A 17,839-nucleotide genomic window follows, 5' to 3' on the forward strand; every position below is an offset into this window, starting at 1 on the left:
CTGCATATTATTTACAGACTCGCCGTGGCGAGCAACATACAGAGTAACCATAATGGAAAATAAACTAACCGCAATCGACACTCTCGCTGAACTTGAAAGCTTTTTACTGCAAGTGGAAAACGGCGGCTTAGGTTTAACTGGCGTAGCAGGCGTCGGCATGGCAACTAATAATGCCGACGGCAGCCGTTTTGTCGCGGTGTTTGATGACAAGCAACAACTTTTATTAGCCCGTGAAATTACCGAAGAGATTTTTCAAAGCGGCCAAGACATGGTGCGCAACGGCGTAGGGCGTAAGCATTAATACCTCTAGGGTCTGTTGACCTTTCAAGGTTAAATTTGCAGCAGTCTGTTTGGTATTTAGGCAAGGCAGCGCCTATGTGGTGTGGTTATTCCCCATAAATAGGCGATAACGCAGCATCAATGCCAAACAGGCGCTGCCCTTCGGGTTCTGCCTAGGGGCGATTTACTCTTTGTTGCTCGTTTTTGACTTAGCCCACTAGGTTACAAACCTCGCGCCGCGATTAAACCGCCCCTAGTTTGAACAGATTTTAATCCGAAAAGGTCAACAGACCCTAATCTAATAAGCGCCAAATGGCGCTTTTTTTGTGAGTTTGAATGTTTTTAACCAGTTGTTAAATTTAAAATAAATTTACTCAAATGCCACGCTATGTAATGGTTCTACTATGTAAAAGCGAATAATCACTAAAGTGAAATTATGACTATTCAACAGTTAACAGGGGTTAGTTAGTATGGACTATATTGCTATCGCACTTTTCTTTTTAGTTCTTCTAATAGCCTTCTCTATTGTTTGGGGTACGCTAAAAACGGGAATTTCACCGATGATGAGTTCAAGTAAAGCGCGCCAAGCTATGCTTGCTGAAATAAACATGGATGAAAAGGGCGCATTAATTGATGTAGGTTCAGGTTGGGGAACGCTCGTTATAGCGGTTGCCAAAAAGCATCCTAAGAACCAGATTATTGGCTATGAGTTATCGTGGTTTCCTTGGATGGTTTCAGTGCTTTTTAAATATAGTTTGGGTTTAAATAACCTTACCCTCTATCGAAAAGACTTTAAAAGTGCCGATCTCAGTGCTGCGTCTACTTTGGTATGTTACTTGTTTCCTGGTGGTATGCTAGCGCTTGAAGATAAGTTAAAACATGACTTGTTTAAAAACATCACTATTGTGAGTAACACTTTTGCTTTGCCTTCATATAAACCAACTAAAGTGATCAAACTTAAAGATTTTTACCAAACACCTATTTATGTGTACCACTGGCAACCTCAATAGCGGTATTTAATTAGAACCAGCAAATTTTATGGTTAAATTAGCAAAAAGGTTTTTTAAAACGATCAAAATAAAGAGCGTAATGATGAGCGCAAGCTGAAGTGATTTGCTATTTTACTGGGATAATAAATGCGAACATAGAGAGATATTGTTTAGTGTTAGTGCTTAGCTGATGTCATATTTTTTATCCATAAGTTCATGTTATCTGCAGACATTGGTTTGGCAATATAATAGCCTTGTCCATGATAGCAACCCATGCCTATAAGCACTTTTTCGAGCTCTTGTGACTCTATCCCCTCTGCTACTAGGTTATACCCAAATGCTTTACTTAGCGCCACGATACAGGTAACGATAGACTTGTCTTCCTGGTCTGATAGGAGTTTTTTAACAAAGCTTTGGTCTATTTTTAGTGTATCTAAAGGTAATTTTTTTAAATAACTCAAAGAAGCGTAACCTGTGCCAAAGTCGTCTAAAGCAATACTCACCCCTAAATTTCGACAGCCATTGAGCACGTCGACTGCTTGGTCAACATTTCCAATTGTGGTGCTCTCTAAAATTTCCAACTCGAGTGTTTTTGGCTTTATATTATTGGTGCTGATGAGTAACTCTCTGAGGTTTTCAACAAAGCCTTCACTAAGTAAATGGGCTGGCGAGATATTTACACTCATACAAAGGTGATTTCTTGTCCAAATTTTATGTTGTTTTAGGGCTTCAGCGAGTACCCATTCACCAATCAATATCCCAATGTGTGGGTGCTCTAATACCTCTGAAAAGTGACCTGGGTAAAGTAAACCCAAAGTAGGGTGATTCCAGCGTATTAGGGCTTCAACGCCAATCAACTGGTGATCCATCAAATTGACCTTTGGTTGATAATGTAAAATAAATTCTTTACGCGCAATGCCTTGCTCGGCAGCCAATAATAAATCATGTTTAGCATGCCTTAGACTTTCTTCTTCCGGATCAAAAAACAGAATTCGGTTTGTCCCAGACCTTTTAGCTTGGTACATGGTTTGGTCGGCTCGGCGTAAAACGTCATCGCAGCTTAAGCCATCATTATTAGGAAGCGCAACGCCAACACTAGCTGAAATCTGAACAGAGCACGAAAACTCTGCTAATTTTATTGGATCGTTTACCTCAATCAGCACCTCTTGTAACAGAATCTCATATTCTTGTATCGTGTGCGCAGCCCCCCTTAATAAAAAGATAAACTCATCTCCGCCGATACGCGCGAGTGTATCTTCTTTACGTAATGTACTTTGTAGCCTCTGGGCAATGGTTTTTAACACGAAATCACCGGTTTCATGACCGTATTTGTCATTAATGGGTTTAAAGTTATCTAAATCTAAATAGGCAACGGCGAGCTTTTGCTCAGATTTAATGGCCTGTTGAAGCTGATCAATTAAAATAGGGCGGCTTGCTAAGCCTGTTAGGCTATCGTAGTGTGCCATGTCATGAAGTTTTTTTTCTAAGCTTGCGCGTTGAATGGAGCTAGATATAGAGTGTATCAACTGAGCGCTTTTTAATTGGTTTTTAAGTAAATAATCGCTTGCCCCAAGGCGCATAGCTTCTGCTGCTATTTTTTCATCTCCCAAGCCTGTGACCATAATCACAGCACAATGGTTATTAACAGACTTTCTAATATTATCCAGCAGAGTAAGCCCCGATCCGATACCTAATCGGTAATCAACTATGACACAATCAAACTCCCCATGCTCAAGATAAGACATAGAGCTTTCAATAGAGGATGCCTCTGAAATTTTCGCCTGTATATTAGAGCGAGATATCATACGGCGAATTTGTTCTCTATCAACCGCATCGTCATCAACAATGAGTAGGTTAATACTGTCGCAGGTTTCAAAGTGATCTATTGAAGTTATCATATCCATATCTCTTGCTAAGGTGGCTTATTCAAGCTCAACGGCATGTATATAAGCATCCATAAGTGTCGCTAATTTGGCAAACTGCGGGCCAATTGCATGTTTAACCATATAACCTGCTACGTTGTTATGGTACGCGCGAGTGCGATCGTTATCCTCATTTGAGGTTGTTAGGATAAATACAACGGTATTGTTTAATTTTTTATCTTTACGAATATGTTCTAAAAACTCAAAGCCATTCATCACTGGCATATTCAGGTCTAGCAATACTAAGTAGGGCTCTGATATTTCTTTTTGTTGTGCTTTTTCTCGTAACGCATCGAGCGCAAGTTTTCCGTTTTCTTTCCAAATTATTTTAATTTTAGGATCAACTTTTCTTAAGCTTCTTGTTACGGCTTCTGCGGCAACATCGTCATCCTCAACAAGCAGTATAGACAGATTTTTGATCATAAATTTTCTTTCCTTGCAAAGCGCGGCCACCAAACATGAAATGTAGAGCCTTTTTGCGGCTCATTTGAACTAACAGAAATACGCCCACCATGAGTTTGTGCGAGGCGCCTACTAATAGACAAGCCTATACCTGAACCCGACTTATCATCTGAGGTTGTTTGAAATAAACTAAAAATACGCTCGTAAGCCTCTGCTGGTATACCGGGGCCATCATCAGTAACCGTTATATGGCAAAGCGTATTTTCTGCTACACAACGAATCTCTATAGTTCCCTCTTTACTGTCATGGTGTTTAATGGCATTACTTAGCAAATTACGAACAACGGTTTCAAGCGGCGTCCATGCAGTGACAATGGTATTTAATTGAATGTCTTTATGAAGCTTCATTCCAGCCGGTAAATCTAACAGTTCGGTAACGTTAGAAATTAATTTATGCATATCGATTACTTGAGTATCTGGGGTAGCTTTGCCAGCTCTTGCATAGGCCAATAAATTATCTATTAACGTCTCCATTTTATGAATACGATCATCAATACGTGTTAAGTTATATTCCACTTCAGCTGTGGTAGTGCCTAAATCTTCTTTTATCCATTCAATTAAGTTTGAAATGCCCCGCAATGGAGAGCGTAAATCATGAGAAGCCACATAGGTAAACTCCTTCAAACTTGTGTTATTTTCTTTTAGCTCAGTTTCCATTCGTTTTCGTTCTGTTATATCTAATAACGACACAAACACCATGTCTTCATCATTGGTATTTATAAAAGGGCTCAAGCCTACTTCAACTGGGAATTCTTTACCGTCTTTGTGTAAGGCGGTTAAATCTCTGCCTACTCCCATCCTTCTGACACTGGGCTCACGGTGAAATGAATGACGAAGAGCAGAGTGATGCCCTTGGTAGCGCTGCGGTAATAACATTTCCATTTTTTTATCGAGTAGTTCTATTTCACTGTAACCAAAAGATTTACATAACGATTGATTTACCGCTTGTATAATGCCCGCTTGGTCAACTATTAACACACCATGTGGTGCAGCCTGAATAGAGCGTTGAAACATATTATTTGCGCGCAGCCTTTGCGATATATCTACTAATGTGGCTAAAACTAACTCTTGTTGTCCGTGTATTGGGTTTAAACCTATTTCAATTGGGATTTGCTTACCATTTTTTTGACTCGCAAATAACTCACGGCCTTCACCCATCAAGCGTTTTCGAGGGTTAACAAAAAACTGACTCATCAAATGGGTATGGTTCGCTTTAAATTGCGCCGGAAGTAAACTATCTATGTTCATTCCTATGAGTTCTGAATCCTCATAGCCCAGTATTTCAGATAGTTGACTATTGGCAAAAAGGATCTGAGCATCAGTATTAACTATCATTGCCCCCATGGGTAAACAATTAACTAGCTGAGTTAAAAACGTCTCATCCATATTTATATTTGAACTTAGTGAGTTAGATTTTTTATTTACTTTTTTAAGGTCCATCAAGCATCCGGCAAGTAAATTTAGTTCCCATAATATAGTAATAGTCGAACAAGTAATGAACAGCAAACTTAGAGGAAGAACCTGTTATTTAAATACCCATTTTAATAATTTCTTCTTATATTTTAGCGAGTCGTTATAGGTGAAAAAGACATATTGATTTAGGGTTGGGGTGGGGAGTATTAGTTGTAGTGCTCATTAGATATAGCTTTGTTTTAGATAACCCTACACTCTATCGCAAAGGATTCAAAAATGCTGATTTTAGTACGGCTACTATTTGTGTTAATTATTTATTGGCGCTCGGCATGTCTTGAAAACAAACTAATGTATAGAAAAGGCCAAATCTTGACTTCAGACATCATACTTATTGAATGCCTGCCCACAGCTGCATATCAATAAACTCAAGCCAATACATCAAAAAGTAAAAGTAGATACGTGCTTCTTTATTATTTGAAAAGTATTTAAGTGAGGCGTCACATAACCTCAATACCTTTGAAATCAAAAAAGCAGAAAAACAGTCAATAAATTGGTTGGTGCGATAAATGTGCGATATTTTTTATTATTAAATTAGGTAGTACGACAGGAAAATAGTTTTAACTAGAGAAAATAGAATTTAAAGAGAGATTAATGGTCGGTATGGAGAGATTCGAACTCTCGACCCCTGCCACCCCATGACAGTGCGCTACCAAGCTGCGCCACATACCGACTTCGATAGCAATAGTACGTGTATTTATAAAAAAATCAATAAGCTTTTGTTTGTTTGGATGTTTATTGCGCAAGCGTGTGATTTTAAGCGCTTGCGCAGAGTGTTTTACACGGCCTTAGTCTTTATTTAACCACTGGTTGATCGTGTTATACATTTCATCTCGTAGTATTGGTTGAGCAGTTTTGTTAGGGTGTAAGTTATCGTTTTGCATTAGCTCGCTTTTTCCTGCTACTTTAAGCACAAAAAACGGCATTAAATGCGAGTCGGTAGCTTCACTAACACTGGCAAAACTATCGGTAAACATTTTACTGTAACGCGGGCCATAGTTAGGTGGAATATATATTTCCATAAGTGCGGTTTGCGCATCTGCAGCTTGGCTTTTTTCAATTAAAGCCGTTAAGTTAGCCTGCATTTTAGTGATAGGAAAACCGCGTAGGCCATCATTAGCACCGAGCTCAATAAGTACGTGAGTGGGTTGATATTGTTCAAGTAGCGCGTCTAATCGGCGCAATGCACCGCCGGTGGTTTCGCCGCTAATACTGGCATTAACTAAGTTGATAGGGCGTTGCTTGGCATCGTATTTATCTTGTAACAATTGCACCCAGCCTTGTTCTTGTTTTAAGCCATAGGCTGCGCTTAAACTATCACCAAGTATTAAAATCGTGTTGTTAGCTGCCGCGTGTAGTGGGTTAATAACTAAAAATAAAATGAATACACAACGTAGGATTGAATGAGTCATATGTCAGCGCTTTCTCAATTAAATATAATTCAAGTAAATGGTTTGTCTAAAGTTGTATCTACCCTTGAAGGTGAGTTGTCCATCCTCAGCGACATCAGCTTTAATGTCAAGCACGGTGAGTCTGTTGCTGTTGTTGGCACGTCGGGCTCAGGTAAATCCACTTTATTAAGTTTATTAGCAGGGCTTGATACGGCCAGCAGCGGCGAAGTAATGTTAGATGGGGAGCCACTGCACGAATTAGACGAAGAAGCGCGGGCCGCACTCAGAGCTGCAAAAGTTGGCTTTGTGTTTCAGTCTTTTATGTTGGTACAAAGTTTAACTGCACTTGAAAACGTGATGCTACCGGCAGAGCTTGCAGGTAAAGAAGACGCCAAAGAACAAGCGCTCGCTTTGCTTGAAAAAGTAGGCTTAAGCCATCGGGTTGATCATTACCCGTCGCAGTTATCTGGTGGTGAGCAACAACGTGTTGCGATTGCCCGTGCATTTGTGGGTTCACCTAAAATATTGTTTGCCGATGAGCCATCAGCTAACTTAGATAGCAAAAATGGCCATATGATTGAGTCGTTATTATTTGATTTAAATAAGCAAAACGGAACAACCCTCATTTTAGTCACTCACGATGAAGCCTTAGCGCAAAAATGTGAACGCATTATTCAAATAGAGGCGGGGGAGCTGGTACAAAATTCAACAGAGGAAATGGCAAATGTGGGCTAAATTAGCGCTTAAACTATTTTCTCGTGAGTTTCGCCGTGGTGAACTAACCGTAATAAGCGCAGCCATTGCACTGGCGGTATTAACCGTACTTACCTTATCTATGGTAACTGAGCGAATTGCACAAAGTATTGCGCAAAAAAGCAGTGCATTTATAGCAGCAGATCGTGTTCTTGCCAGCAATCACGCCATAGATACCGCCTTTATAACCAAAGCAGAACAACAAAACTTACAAACTGCACAAATGGTGTACTTTGACACTATGCTGTTTGCAAACGATCAAATGCAGTTTAGCTCGGTAAAGGCTGCATCAAACAGTTATCCGCTTAAAGGCCAATTGAAAGTTAAGTCGGGTTTGAATGCTCAAACTGAGGTTGCACCCGGTGCGCCAAGCCCTGGTAACGTATGGTTAAGTGAGTCAGTTTTTTATAGCTTAAACATAAACGTAGGCGACCAAGTTGAGCTTGGTGCTGCGTTATTTAATGTTGAAAAGGTGATTGTAGAAGAACCCGATGCGCCATTTAATGTGTTCTCTAGTAGCCGTAGGGTGCTCATAAACATAGATGATGTGGCAAAAACCGAAGTAATACAGCCAGGCAGTCGTGTATTTTACCGCCAGTTATATGCAGGTGATGAAAACGACATCAATAGTTTTTACGATTGGCTAAAACCGCAACTCAAAGAAAACCAAAACTGGTATGGTGTAAAAGACCGCCAGTCTCCTATTTCAAATAGCTTAAACAGAGCCGAAAGCTTTTTATTGTTAGCAGGTTTGCTGGGCATTATATTAGCCGCGGTTGCTATTGCAGTATCGGCTAAGCGCTATTGTGAGCGCCAATATGACCCAGTCGCAATGATGAAAACCTTAGGTGGCAGCCGTGACATGATCCGCAAAATTTACCTTATGCACTTATTAATGGTGTGTACCATGGCGGTAGTCGTTGGCCTTGCTATTGGTTACGGCTTACAAGAAGTTGCAACTGGTTACCTTGCAAAAAGCATGGGAACCGAACTGCCTATGGCAGGGTTTAAACCGTGGTTAGTGGCTATTAGCACCGGGGTTATTTGTGCGGTTATGTTTTCTATTAAGCCATTGTTAGACTTATTTGATATTCCACCACTTAGAGTGCTTCGCCGTAATTTAGGCGACCGCCTTGCGGTAAGTAAAATCCATTTAGGGCTTAGCGCCTTAACGGTATTTTTATTAATGTGGTTATTTAGTAACAATATTAAAATTACCCTTATTTTATTTGCCTCAACGCTTGCCCTTATTTTAGTGTTGTTTTTAATTTCTAAATTAATATTTGGCGGGGGTCGAAAGCTAGGCTTAAAGCCAGGTAACAGCTGGTCGTTGGCTATTGCGTCTATTCAAAAGCGCGCCAACGTTAATGCGGTGCAGCTAATTAGTTTTTCGCTAGCGATTAAATTACTGTTGTTTTTAATTGTGCTAAAAAACGACATTATTTCGGATTGGCAGTCTCAGTTACCAAGCGATGCACCTAATGCCTTTTTGGTTAATATTACGCAAAATGAGCTGGATCCGGTAAATGAATACTTAGCACAAAAAGGCATTCAGGTGTCGGAGTTTTACCCGACTATTCGTGGTCGCGTAAATGCCGTCAACGGTGAAGCGGTTGCGCGTGAAGTGTCATTGCAAGATAACGAGAAAAAAGACGAAGAAGCCCGCTCAGGCATTGGCCGCGAGCTTAACTTAACTTGGCTTAACGAGGTCCCTTCGCAAAATGACATTATCGATGGTCAGTGGTTTGGCGATGACGCCGTTGCCGAGGCCTCACTGGAAGAGTCAATGATGCAGCGCCTCGATGTTAAACTAGGCGATACTCTTACATTTTTAATTGGTGCACAGTCGTTTGATGCTAAAATAACCAGTGTGCGAAAAGTAAATTGGGCCACCCTCAAGCCTAACTTTTTTATTATTTTAAGCCCAGATGTACTTAGCAGCTTTCCGGCCACCTATATTTCATCAGTACGTATTGAGCCTGAGCAAAAGCGCGATTTTAGCCAGCTATTGCGAGCATACCCTACTATTACAGCGATTGATGTAGACAACTTTGTTAAACAAATTCAATCGACTATTGAGCAAGTGTCGTTAGCTATTGGCTTTGTACTGGCTATTGTGGTGTTGTGTGGCGCGTTGGTACTTATATCGCAGGTGCAAGCAAGCTTAGGTGAGCGGATGCAAGAAATTGTGATACTGCGTACTTTGGGCGCTAAAAGCCGATTAATCAAAAATGCCACCTTGTATGAGTTTTTATTACTGGGCGGTTTAGCCGGACTGGTGGCTGCATTTTTCAGCGATATTGCGTTATTGATTGTTCAGCAGCAAATGTTTGATTTAGCGGGTAAGCTGCATCCTAATATTTGGATTATAGGCCCCGTTGCTGGCGGCGTGTTTGTAGCAGGGTTAGGCTATTTTATGATTGCCCGTACGCTTAAACAAAATACCCAAGGCTTAGTACGCGCATTGGCGTAAACTTTCCAGCCAAATAGCGTTTAAATGCCTACTTTTTAAGTAGGCATTTTTGTTTTTGCTTTGTACTGGTAATTTATACAGTGCTCTGGCATTATTAGCACTATTAATAAATAACAATAATGAGAGTGCTGTTTGGCCATAATTTTAGGGATCGATCCGGGCTCGCGTTTAACGGGTTACGGTGTGGTTGCGCATCAAGGTGCCAAGTTTACATACTTAGGCAGTGGCTGTATTAAATTAGCCGATCATGACTTTCCCACCCGACTTAAAATGATTTACCAGGGCATTACGCAACTTATAGAGCAATTTTCGCCTGAAACATTTGCTATAGAAAAAGTATTTATGGCGCATAACCCTGATTCTGCTTTAAAGCTAGGTCAAGCCCGTGGTGCTGCGATTGTCGGTGCCTCTATGGCCGACTTACCGGTTTTTGAATACTCAGCACGGCAAATAAAGCAAGCCGTTGTGGGTAACGGTGGGGCAGATAAATCGCAAGTACAACATATGGTTAAAAACATACTTAAACTGCCAGGTACGCCGCAAGCCGATGCGGCGGATGCGCTTGCAATTGCAATTTGCCATGCCCACTCTGAACAAAATTTAATAAAACTAGCGGGTAGCGCAAGCAAAACCGTTAGAGGACGTCTAAGGAAATAACAATGATAGGTCGCTTAAACGGCGTGTTAGTTGAAAAACAGCCCCCAGAAATACTATTAGAAGTGAGCGGCGTTGGCTACGAAGTACAAATGCCAATGACCTGTTTTTACGATTTGCCTAAAGTAGGCGACAACGCCATTGTGTACACTCATTTTGTAGTACGCGAAGACGCACAGTTATTGTTTGGCTTTAATAATAAAACCGAACGTGCGTTATTTAGAGAGCTGTTAAAAGCCAATGGAGTAGGGCCTAAACTAGGCTTAGCTATTTTGTCGGGCATGTCGGCGCAGCAGTTTGTAAGTTGTGTAAATAATGAAGATGCCACTGCCTTGGTTAAACTACCAGGGGTGGGCAAAAAGACCGCAGAGCGCTTAGTGCTCGAAATGAAAGACAGATTAAAAAATTGGGGTAATGACTTATTTACCCCATTTAGCGATAGCGCCGTAATAGAGCCTGCGAGCGATGCAACTATAGCCAATAATGCGGCCGATGATGCGGTTTCGGCGTTAGTGGCGCTCGGTTATAAATTGCCACAAGCGCAAAAAGCAGTAAAATCAGTAAGCAAACCCGATATGTCGACTGAGGTTCTAATTAAAGAATCTTTGAAATCAATGCTGTGAGTAAATTATGATCGAAGCTGATCGCTTAATAGATGCTGCTGAAAAAACCAACGAAGACACCATAGACCGTGCTATTAGGCCTAAGTTACTGGCCGACTATCGTGGTCAGCCGCATGTTAAGCAACAAATGGAAATATTTATTGAAGCTGCGCGCAGTCGTAGCGAAGCGTTGGATCACTTATTGATATTTGGCCCACCAGGCTTAGGTAAAACCACGCTTGCTAATATTGTGGCGAACGAATTAAACGTAAATATTAAAACCACGTCTGGGCCTGTGCTTGAAAAAGCGGGCGATTTAGCCGCATTGCTCACTAACCTTGAAGAGGGTGATGTACTATTTATTGATGAAATTCACCGTTTGAGCCCGCAGGTTGAAGAAATACTCTACCCGGCAATGGAAGATTACCAGCTCGATATTATGATAGGTGAAGGCCCTGCAGCGCGTTCTATTAAGCTTGATTTACCCGCATTTACACTCATTGGTGCAACTACCCGTGCGGGATCATTAACTTCTCCACTGCGTGACCGTTTTGGTATTGTTCAGCGCTTAGAGTTTTACTCTTTGGAGGACTTATCACATATTGTGGGGCGCTCAGCGCATTATCTTAGTTTAGAAATGTGTGACGATGGCGCGGCCGAAATAGCCAAACGTTCGCGCGGTACGCCACGTATTGCAAATCGATTATTGCGCCGAGTGCGCGATTACACCCAAGTTAAATCAGACGGTACGGTTAATGCTGAGGTAGCTCAGCAAGCCCTCGATATGATTGATGTTGATAAAAGCGGTTTTGATTACATGGATCGTAAATATTTACTCGCCATTATTGAAAAATTTATGGGTGGCCCGGTTGGCCTTGATAACTTAGCCGCTGCCATAGGTGAAGAAAAAGAAACCATAGAAGATGTGATTGAACCGTTTTTAATTCAACAAGGGTTTATTCAGCGCACGCCTCGCGGACGAATTGTGTCGGATAATGCGTACCATCATTTTGGTTTACTTCCCAAGCAAGACTAATTAGCAGCTTGAGATAGATTTATTATCCAGAGTTTAGGTTAAATACTAAAGCCACTGTCATTTTATCGACAGTGGCTTTTTAGTATGGGCAAAGGTTAAATTGAGACGTATTTTACTTTGCCAATAATTCACTGAGCGTTAAGACATATCAGGCTATTGTTCGCCTGCTGTGACAGTGTTTAGGCCGAATTTAGATGGTTTGCTAAATTGCAGGCAAAAAAAAGCCCGCAAAAAATGCGGGCAAACAACAAGTTTAAGGAAGTAATCTAGGGAACTACGTTTTACTTGTTGAGGTCATACCCCAAGAAGTAAAAAAGTAATACGAAATAAATCATATTACGAGGAACTGGATTCAATGAAATAGCTTTCATTTAATGCGCTAGCTCGGTATGGGAGAATAATACCGAAGCGACACAATTTGTTCAAACTAGAAAATTTATATTTTCAGATTAAAAAAACTAATAGCAGCGGTTTTTTGTTTTAGCTTATTGTTGCATGTTAATTAATCATTAATTCTATAAGTTAATGAAATGCTTTGTTTATGTATATTAACATATTAACGTTCGGTATTAGTTTTACTATTACGTTAAGGTAAGGATGTGGTAATTATGAGTGCTTATGCATTAATTTTGAATAAACAGCGTGTTTTTGTAACTCTTCAGTGAATCTAAGCGCGCTAATATATAGCCTTGTTGTTATTTATTTATACAGTAGAACAAGAGTTAAATAGTAAATATTGAGTAAAGCTGTTTTTTTAACGTTTTTTGTTGTCTATTCACAGCAATATCGTTGTCAGCAGGAAATACACTAGATACACTAGCTAAACTTTAATGGTGGCGAATGTATTGCTAAGTTACCTTACTCAAATAAATCAATTTGATGTTTTTAATTATTTAGGAGTTTAACGTGGGATCAGGGCTTAATTTTTTAGATCTAATTCTAGAAGCCAGTTTGCTTGTGCAATTAGTAATGCTAGCGTTGGTTGCTATGTCGGTTATGTCGTGGGCTATTATTTTTCAACGTAAAAAAGCCATCTCTGACGCCTTAGCAAATGCCAAAAAATTTGAGCAACGTTTTTGGTCTGGTGTTGACCTAAGTAAACTATATAACGAAATTTCATCACGCGGTGGCCAATCAGCTGGCATTGAAGCGTTATTCACTTCAGGCTTTAAAGAGTTTGCACGTCATAAAAAAAATACCTTTCAAAGTGCGGGCATTGTAATGGAAGGCACACACCGTTCGATGCGGGTTGCGCTTTCTCGTGAAATAGAAAAACTAGAATCAAGCTTATCGTTTTTAGCAACAGTGGGTTCAATTAGCCCATACATCGGCTTATTTGGTACGGTGTGGGGTATTATGAATGCCTTTATCGCTCTAGGTGAAGTAAAGCAAGCAACCTTACAAATGGTTGCACCCGGTATCGCAGAGGCACTAATTGCTACAGCAATGGGTTTGTTTGCGGCAATTCCAGCTGTTATTGCTTACAACCGATTTGCTAATAAAGTTGAAAAGTTAGAATCTCACTACATTAACTTTATGGAAGAATTTGCCAATATCTTACACCGTCAAGCAGCTACCCAAATAGAGGCTCAAGCGAATGTACCAGCGTAAAAAGCGTCGCCCAGTCGCAGAAATTAATGTAGTACCATACATTGATGTAATGTTGGTGCTGCTTATTATATTTATGGCCACTGCGCCGTTAATTACTCATGGTGTAAAAGTAGACCTGCCAAAAATGGAAGAGTCGGACTTAGTCGATACCAAGGACACGCCACCCATTATTGCCTCTATTGATGCCGATGGTAAGTATTACGTAAGTGTAGGTACCGATCCTGAAGAGCCAATGGAAGCATTAGATGTAGCTGCAGTAATTAAACTACAACTAATGAAAAACCCGGATGTACCTGTGATGATAAAAGGCTCGGGTAAAGTGTCGTATCAGGAAGTGTTATTGTTAATGGACTTTTTAAAAAATGCAGGTGTACCGTCGGTCGGGTTAATGACCGAATCCTTTGAGGGGACCAAGTAACTGTATGAGTAGTTCATTAATTAAATCAGTATTGCTGCATTTAGCGTTAGGTGGGTTTTTGTATGCGTCAGCAAACATTCATCCTCCTAAACCTAAAGTAATGGAAGTGACGCTTAATGCGGCTATTCCTGAACCAGAGAAAGCGGTTTCGGCGGTTACGGTTGATCAAAAGCAAGTTGAGCAAAAAATAGCTGAGCTTAAAAAGAAAGAAGATGATAAAAAGCGTGCTGAAGATAAACGCATTCGCGATTTAGAGCGCAGAGCAGCCGATGCACGTAAACAGCGTGAAGCTGAAGCAAGGCGCATTAAAAAGCTTGAACAGCAGCGCAGAGCGAAAGAAAAAGAAACCGCAGAAGCGCAAGCACAAGCTAAAAAAGCCCGAGAAATAGAACAGCGCGAGCGAGCAAAAGCGAAGCAAGCCGAAAAGCAAAAGCAAGAAGCTGAAAACGCAGCAAAAGCAGCTGCCGATAAACGCAAAGCGGAAGAAGCGGCACTTAAAAAAGCTGAAGAAGAGCGTAAAAAACGCGCTGAAGAAGCAGAACGTAAACGTCAGCAAGCATTGCAAGAACAAATGCTGCAAGAGCAACTTGCCAAAGAGCAGGCGGCTCGTAATAAAATACGTCAACAGCAAGTAGTCAGTGAAGTTGATAAATTCCGCGCTCTAATTATGGCGCGTATTCAACAAAACTTACTAATTGATGAAAAAATGAAAAACCAGCAATGCCGCATTAATATCCGTCTTGGATTTAATGGGCTAGTAACGCAGGTAAAATCGTTAGGCGGTGATAAGTTAGTGTGTGAGGCTGCATTAAGAGCCGTTCGCATGGCCGACACATTACCGGTATCTAAAGACAAAGACGTATTCGAGCAACTAAAGAATATTAATATAACCATCGCGCCAGAGTTTTAAGGGATGACATGTTTAACAAAATTAAAATAGCCTGTTTAGTTTTAATATTAGGATTTCAAAGTGTGGCACATGCAGCACTTGAAATTGTTATTACTGAAGGTATAGACGGCGCAAGACCGATTGCGATTGTGCCATTTAAATACCAAGGTATTGGTCCTATTCCAGAGCAGCTAAGTAATGTAATTGCTGCCGATTTAATGCGCAGCGGTAAGTTTAAGCCTGTGAGTGTGTCGCAAATGCCGCAACAACCTCACAAAGATGCGGATATTGATTACAGTGCTTGGGTAAACCAAGGTGTAGAGGCTGTATTGGTTGGTGAAGTAGAGCAGCAAACCAACGGACGCTATCTAGTGCGATATGAGCTGGTTGATGTTATTCGCGGACAAATCACTGGCGGTGAAACACAAATGATGAGCAGCGGTAAGCTGATTCAAAGCCAAGATCATATTTTAGAAGCGCGTCAAAGCGTGATTGGTGAAACTGGCTTTCGTCGTTACTCGCACCGCATCAGTGATGTAATTTATGAAAAACTTACCGGTGAAAAAGGCGCGTTTTTAACAAAAATAGCCTATGTTATTGTTCGTGATACTGATGAAAAGCCTTATCAGTTAGTAGTTGCTGACTACGATGGCTTTAATGAACAAGTATTATTGCGCTCAAAAGAGCCATTAATGTCGCCAGTATGGTCGCCCGATGGGACTAAATTAGCGTATGTAACGTTTGAAAATCGCCAGAGCCAAATATTTATTCAAGACATTTATACCGGTAAACGTGAATTGATCACCAGCTATAAAGGAATTAACGGTGCGCCGCAGTTCTCGCCAGATGGTAAAAAGCTACTGTTGGTGCTGTCAAAAGATAAAACTGGTGCAACTGAGGTTTACTTATTAGACTTACTAACACGTAAAGAGACACGATTAACTCGCCATCGTAGTATAGATACCGAACCTTCGTGGTACCCAAATGGCCAAGATATAGTATTTACGTCGGAAAGGGGTGGTAATGCTCAGATTTATAAGTTAAATTTAAAAACTGGCAGATCTCAAAGATTAACCTTTGACGGTGACATGAACCTAGCGGGTTCTATTTCGCCAGACGGAAAAGAATTAGTGATGGTAAACCGTACTAACGGACAGTATCATCTTGCTAAGAAAGAGTTGGCTACAGGTGCGTTCCAAGTTTTAACCCGAACTCGCCTTGATGAATCGCCGAGCATAGCGCCAAATGGCTCGATGATTATATATAGCACGCTCCATAATAATAAACAGGTACTTGCGCTAGTATCGATGGACGGCCGTTTTAAAGCACGCTTACCTGTGCTTGATGGACAAGTAAAGGCACCGGCTTGGTCGCCATATTTACAGTAATAATTGCTGGTTTACTCAAAATAGGAATCTACTCAATGCAACTTAACAAAATACTTAAAGGCCTGCTAATTGCTGTGCCAGTAATGACACTAGCAGCTTGTAGCTCATCTTCAGATATCGATGAAAATGCAGCTAACCAGTCTAACCAAGCAACTGTTGAACAAACAACTGATACAGTTGAAGTAGCAACAATGACGCCAGAGCAACAAGCTGAAGAGCAACTTCGTCAAAAGTACGAAGCGCTTCGTCAAGAGCAAATCATTTACTTTGGTTTTGACACTGCAACGATTCAAGGTCAATACGGCGAGCTACTTCGTGCACACGCTGAGTTTTTAGTTAAAAACCCTTCAGTTAAAGTATTAATCGAAGGCCACGCAGATGAGCGCGGTACGCCAGAGTACAACATTGCACTGGGTGAGCACCGTGGACAAGCAGTTGAAAAATACCTACAAAGTTTAGGTGTTTCTGAAAGCCAAATTTCAGTAGTTAGCTACGGCGAAGAGAAGCCAATGGTTAAATCTCGCACTGAAGAAGCTTTCGCTAAAAACCGCCGTGCGGTACTAGTTTACTAAGATAAGAGATATTATGAAGCCGAAAATTATTTTGGCAGCCATGATATTGAGCGGGAGCACCCAGTTAATGGCTGCTCCCGCTCCTGTTTCAGAAGCTGCAAGTTCACAGTCGAGCATTGAAAAGCGTTTAGCGACGCTTGAAAAGATGATGCAACAGCGTAACTTCTTACAAGTAGAGTTACAGCAACAGCTTAACTTACTGCAAGACGAAGTGAGTCAAATTCGCGGTGTTACCGAAGAGCAAAGCTATAAACTAGAAAAAGTATTGCAGCGCCAACGCGAGCTTTATCAAGAAATAGAAAACCGTGTTAGCCAAGCATATGCTAAACCGGCCACTCAAGCGCCTACAACAGACTACACGCAACCAGGTAGTGATCAAAGCTACAGCAGTGATTTATCTGAAAACGAAGCCTACGAGCGTGCTGTTGCGCTTATAATGAAAGATAAGCGCTATGATCAAGCTATTCCAGAGTTTCAAGCGTTCTTAACAACGTATCCAAATTCAGTGTACACCTCGAACGCACATTATTGGCTTGGGCAATTATTAACGATTAAAAATGACGGTGTAAAAGCAGCCGAGCATTTCAAAGTAGTTGTTAACGAATTTCCAAACTCAAATAAGCGCCCAGATGCAATGTTAAAGCTTGGTACACTTTTACAAGAGCAAGGGTTAAAGGCTGAAGCGCAAAAAATACTGAATGAGCTTATCAATCAGTACCCAAGTACAACTGCTGCTAAATTAGCCACAGATCGCTTATCAAAATAAATGTTGATGCTTGATTAGACTGCTTTTTGTCATAAGCGGTCTAAATTTGCTCAACTAGACATAAAAACTTAAAAAAAGAGACAATTTCGGTTGCACTCATTTTATAAATAAGTATTATAAGCGCCCGCAGCAAACGAATGGTAACCCCACTCGAAATGCGACAAA

17 protein-coding genes and 1 tRNA gene are annotated in these 17,839 nt (G+C 40.9%); 13 read left to right on the plus strand and 5 right to left on the minus strand.

Features of this window, described 5'->3' with window-relative positions:
* Positions 1-52 precede the first annotated feature (52 nt).
* Positions 53-301: a hypothetical protein gene (locus P20311_RS14250; protein ID WP_008114111.1), complete on the plus strand. Its 249-nt coding sequence runs from the start codon at positions 53-55 to the stop codon at positions 299-301.
* 448 nt (positions 302-749) lie between these two features.
* On the plus strand, positions 750-1,289 hold the full coding sequence (locus P20311_RS14255) for a methyltransferase (protein WP_008114113.1): 540 nt from the start codon (positions 750-752) through the stop codon (positions 1,287-1,289).
* A 155-nt stretch (positions 1,290-1,444) separates the two neighbouring features.
* Here the strand turns inward: P20311_RS14255 and P20311_RS14260 are convergent, their stop codons facing one another.
* The 5 genes from P20311_RS14260 to P20311_RS14280 form a co-directional block, all read right to left on the minus strand.
* On the minus strand, positions 1,445-3,166 hold the full coding sequence (locus tag P20311_RS14260) for a GGDEF domain-containing response regulator (protein WP_238529454.1): 1,722 nt from the start codon (positions 3,164-3,166) through the stop codon (positions 1,445-1,447).
* Between the two features lie 24 nt (positions 3,167-3,190).
* Positions 3,191-3,613 (minus strand): response regulator, encoded by a 423-nt coding sequence (locus P20311_RS14265; protein ID WP_008114117.1) that lies wholly within the window; start codon positions 3,611-3,613, stop codon positions 3,191-3,193.
* On the minus strand, positions 3,610-5,091 hold the full coding sequence (locus tag P20311_RS14270) for a PAS domain-containing sensor histidine kinase (protein WP_008114118.1): 1,482 nt from the start codon (positions 5,089-5,091) through the stop codon (positions 3,610-3,612). Before P20311_RS14270 ends, P20311_RS14265 begins: the two co-directional genes overlap by 4 nt.
* A 625-nt stretch (positions 5,092-5,716) precedes the next feature.
* A tRNA-Pro gene (locus tag P20311_RS14275) sits at positions 5,717-5,793 on the minus strand.
* A 116-nt stretch (positions 5,794-5,909) separates the two neighbouring features.
* On the minus strand, positions 5,910-6,533 hold the full coding sequence (locus P20311_RS14280; RefSeq protein WP_008114125.1) for an arylesterase: 624 nt from the start codon (positions 6,531-6,533) through the stop codon (positions 5,910-5,912).
* Here P20311_RS14280 and P20311_RS14285 point away from each other — a divergent pair, their 5' ends adjacent.
* The 11 genes from P20311_RS14285 to ybgF all read left to right on the plus strand — a co-directional run bounded on the left by P20311_RS14285 (position 6,534) and on the right by ybgF (position 17,674).
* Positions 6,534-7,247: an ABC transporter ATP-binding protein gene (locus P20311_RS14285; RefSeq protein WP_008114127.1), complete on the plus strand. Its 714-nt coding sequence runs from the start codon at positions 6,534-6,536 to the stop codon at positions 7,245-7,247.
* Positions 7,237-9,738 (plus strand): ABC transporter permease, encoded by a 2,502-nt coding sequence (locus P20311_RS14290; RefSeq protein WP_008114128.1) that lies wholly within the window; start codon positions 7,237-7,239, stop codon positions 9,736-9,738. Before P20311_RS14285 ends, P20311_RS14290 begins: the two co-directional genes overlap by 11 nt.
* A 132-nt stretch (positions 9,739-9,870) precedes the next feature.
* The gene (ruvC, locus tag P20311_RS14295; RefSeq protein WP_008114131.1) at positions 9,871-10,395 is read left to right on the plus strand and encodes a crossover junction endodeoxyribonuclease RuvC; all 525 of its coding nucleotides are present in this window, start codon (positions 9,871-9,873) and stop codon (positions 10,393-10,395) included.
* Positions 10,396-10,397: 2 nt separating this feature from the next.
* Positions 10,398-11,015: a Holliday junction branch migration protein RuvA gene (ruvA, locus tag P20311_RS14300; protein ID WP_008114133.1), complete on the plus strand. Its 618-nt coding sequence runs from the start codon at positions 10,398-10,400 to the stop codon at positions 11,013-11,015.
* Between the two features lie 7 nt (positions 11,016-11,022).
* Positions 11,023-12,030, plus strand: coding sequence for a Holliday junction branch migration DNA helicase RuvB (gene ruvB / locus P20311_RS14305; RefSeq protein WP_008114134.1), 1,008 nt, complete (start codon positions 11,023-11,025; stop codon positions 12,028-12,030).
* A gap of 906 nt (positions 12,031-12,936) precedes the next feature.
* The gene (gene tolQ / locus P20311_RS14310) at positions 12,937-13,641 is read left to right on the plus strand and encodes a protein TolQ (protein WP_008114137.1); all 705 of its coding nucleotides are present in this window, start codon (positions 12,937-12,939) and stop codon (positions 13,639-13,641) included.
* Entirely contained in the window at positions 13,628-14,059 is a 432-nt protein-coding gene (gene tolR, locus P20311_RS14315) for a protein TolR (protein ID WP_008114139.1), read from the plus strand. The genes tolQ and tolR overlap by 14 nt, the downstream gene beginning before the upstream one ends.
* Before the next feature lie 4 nt (positions 14,060-14,063).
* Positions 14,064-14,969 (plus strand): cell envelope integrity protein TolA, encoded by a 906-nt coding sequence (gene tolA / locus P20311_RS14320; protein WP_008114140.1) that lies wholly within the window; start codon positions 14,064-14,066, stop codon positions 14,967-14,969.
* An 8-nt stretch (positions 14,970-14,977) separates the two neighbouring features.
* Entirely contained in the window at positions 14,978-16,336 is a 1,359-nt protein-coding gene (tolB, locus tag P20311_RS14325; RefSeq protein ID WP_008114142.1) for a Tol-Pal system beta propeller repeat protein TolB, read from the plus strand.
* 35 nt (positions 16,337-16,371) lie between these two features.
* A complete protein-coding gene (gene pal, locus P20311_RS14330; RefSeq protein WP_008114144.1) occupies positions 16,372-16,908 on the plus strand; it encodes a peptidoglycan-associated lipoprotein Pal in 537 nt (178 codons plus the stop codon).
* 13 nt (positions 16,909-16,921) lie between these two features.
* Complete coding sequence (gene ybgF, locus P20311_RS14335) at positions 16,922-17,674, plus strand: tol-pal system protein YbgF (RefSeq protein ID WP_008114146.1); 753 nt, start codon at positions 16,922-16,924, stop codon at positions 17,672-17,674.
* The last annotated feature ends 165 nt before the right edge of the window (positions 17,675-17,839 follow it).

Origin of the sequence: Pseudoalteromonas sp. BSi20311 (assembly GCF_000239875.1) — a bacterium.
Taxonomy (GTDB): domain Bacteria; phylum Pseudomonadota; class Gammaproteobacteria; order Enterobacterales; family Alteromonadaceae; genus Pseudoalteromonas.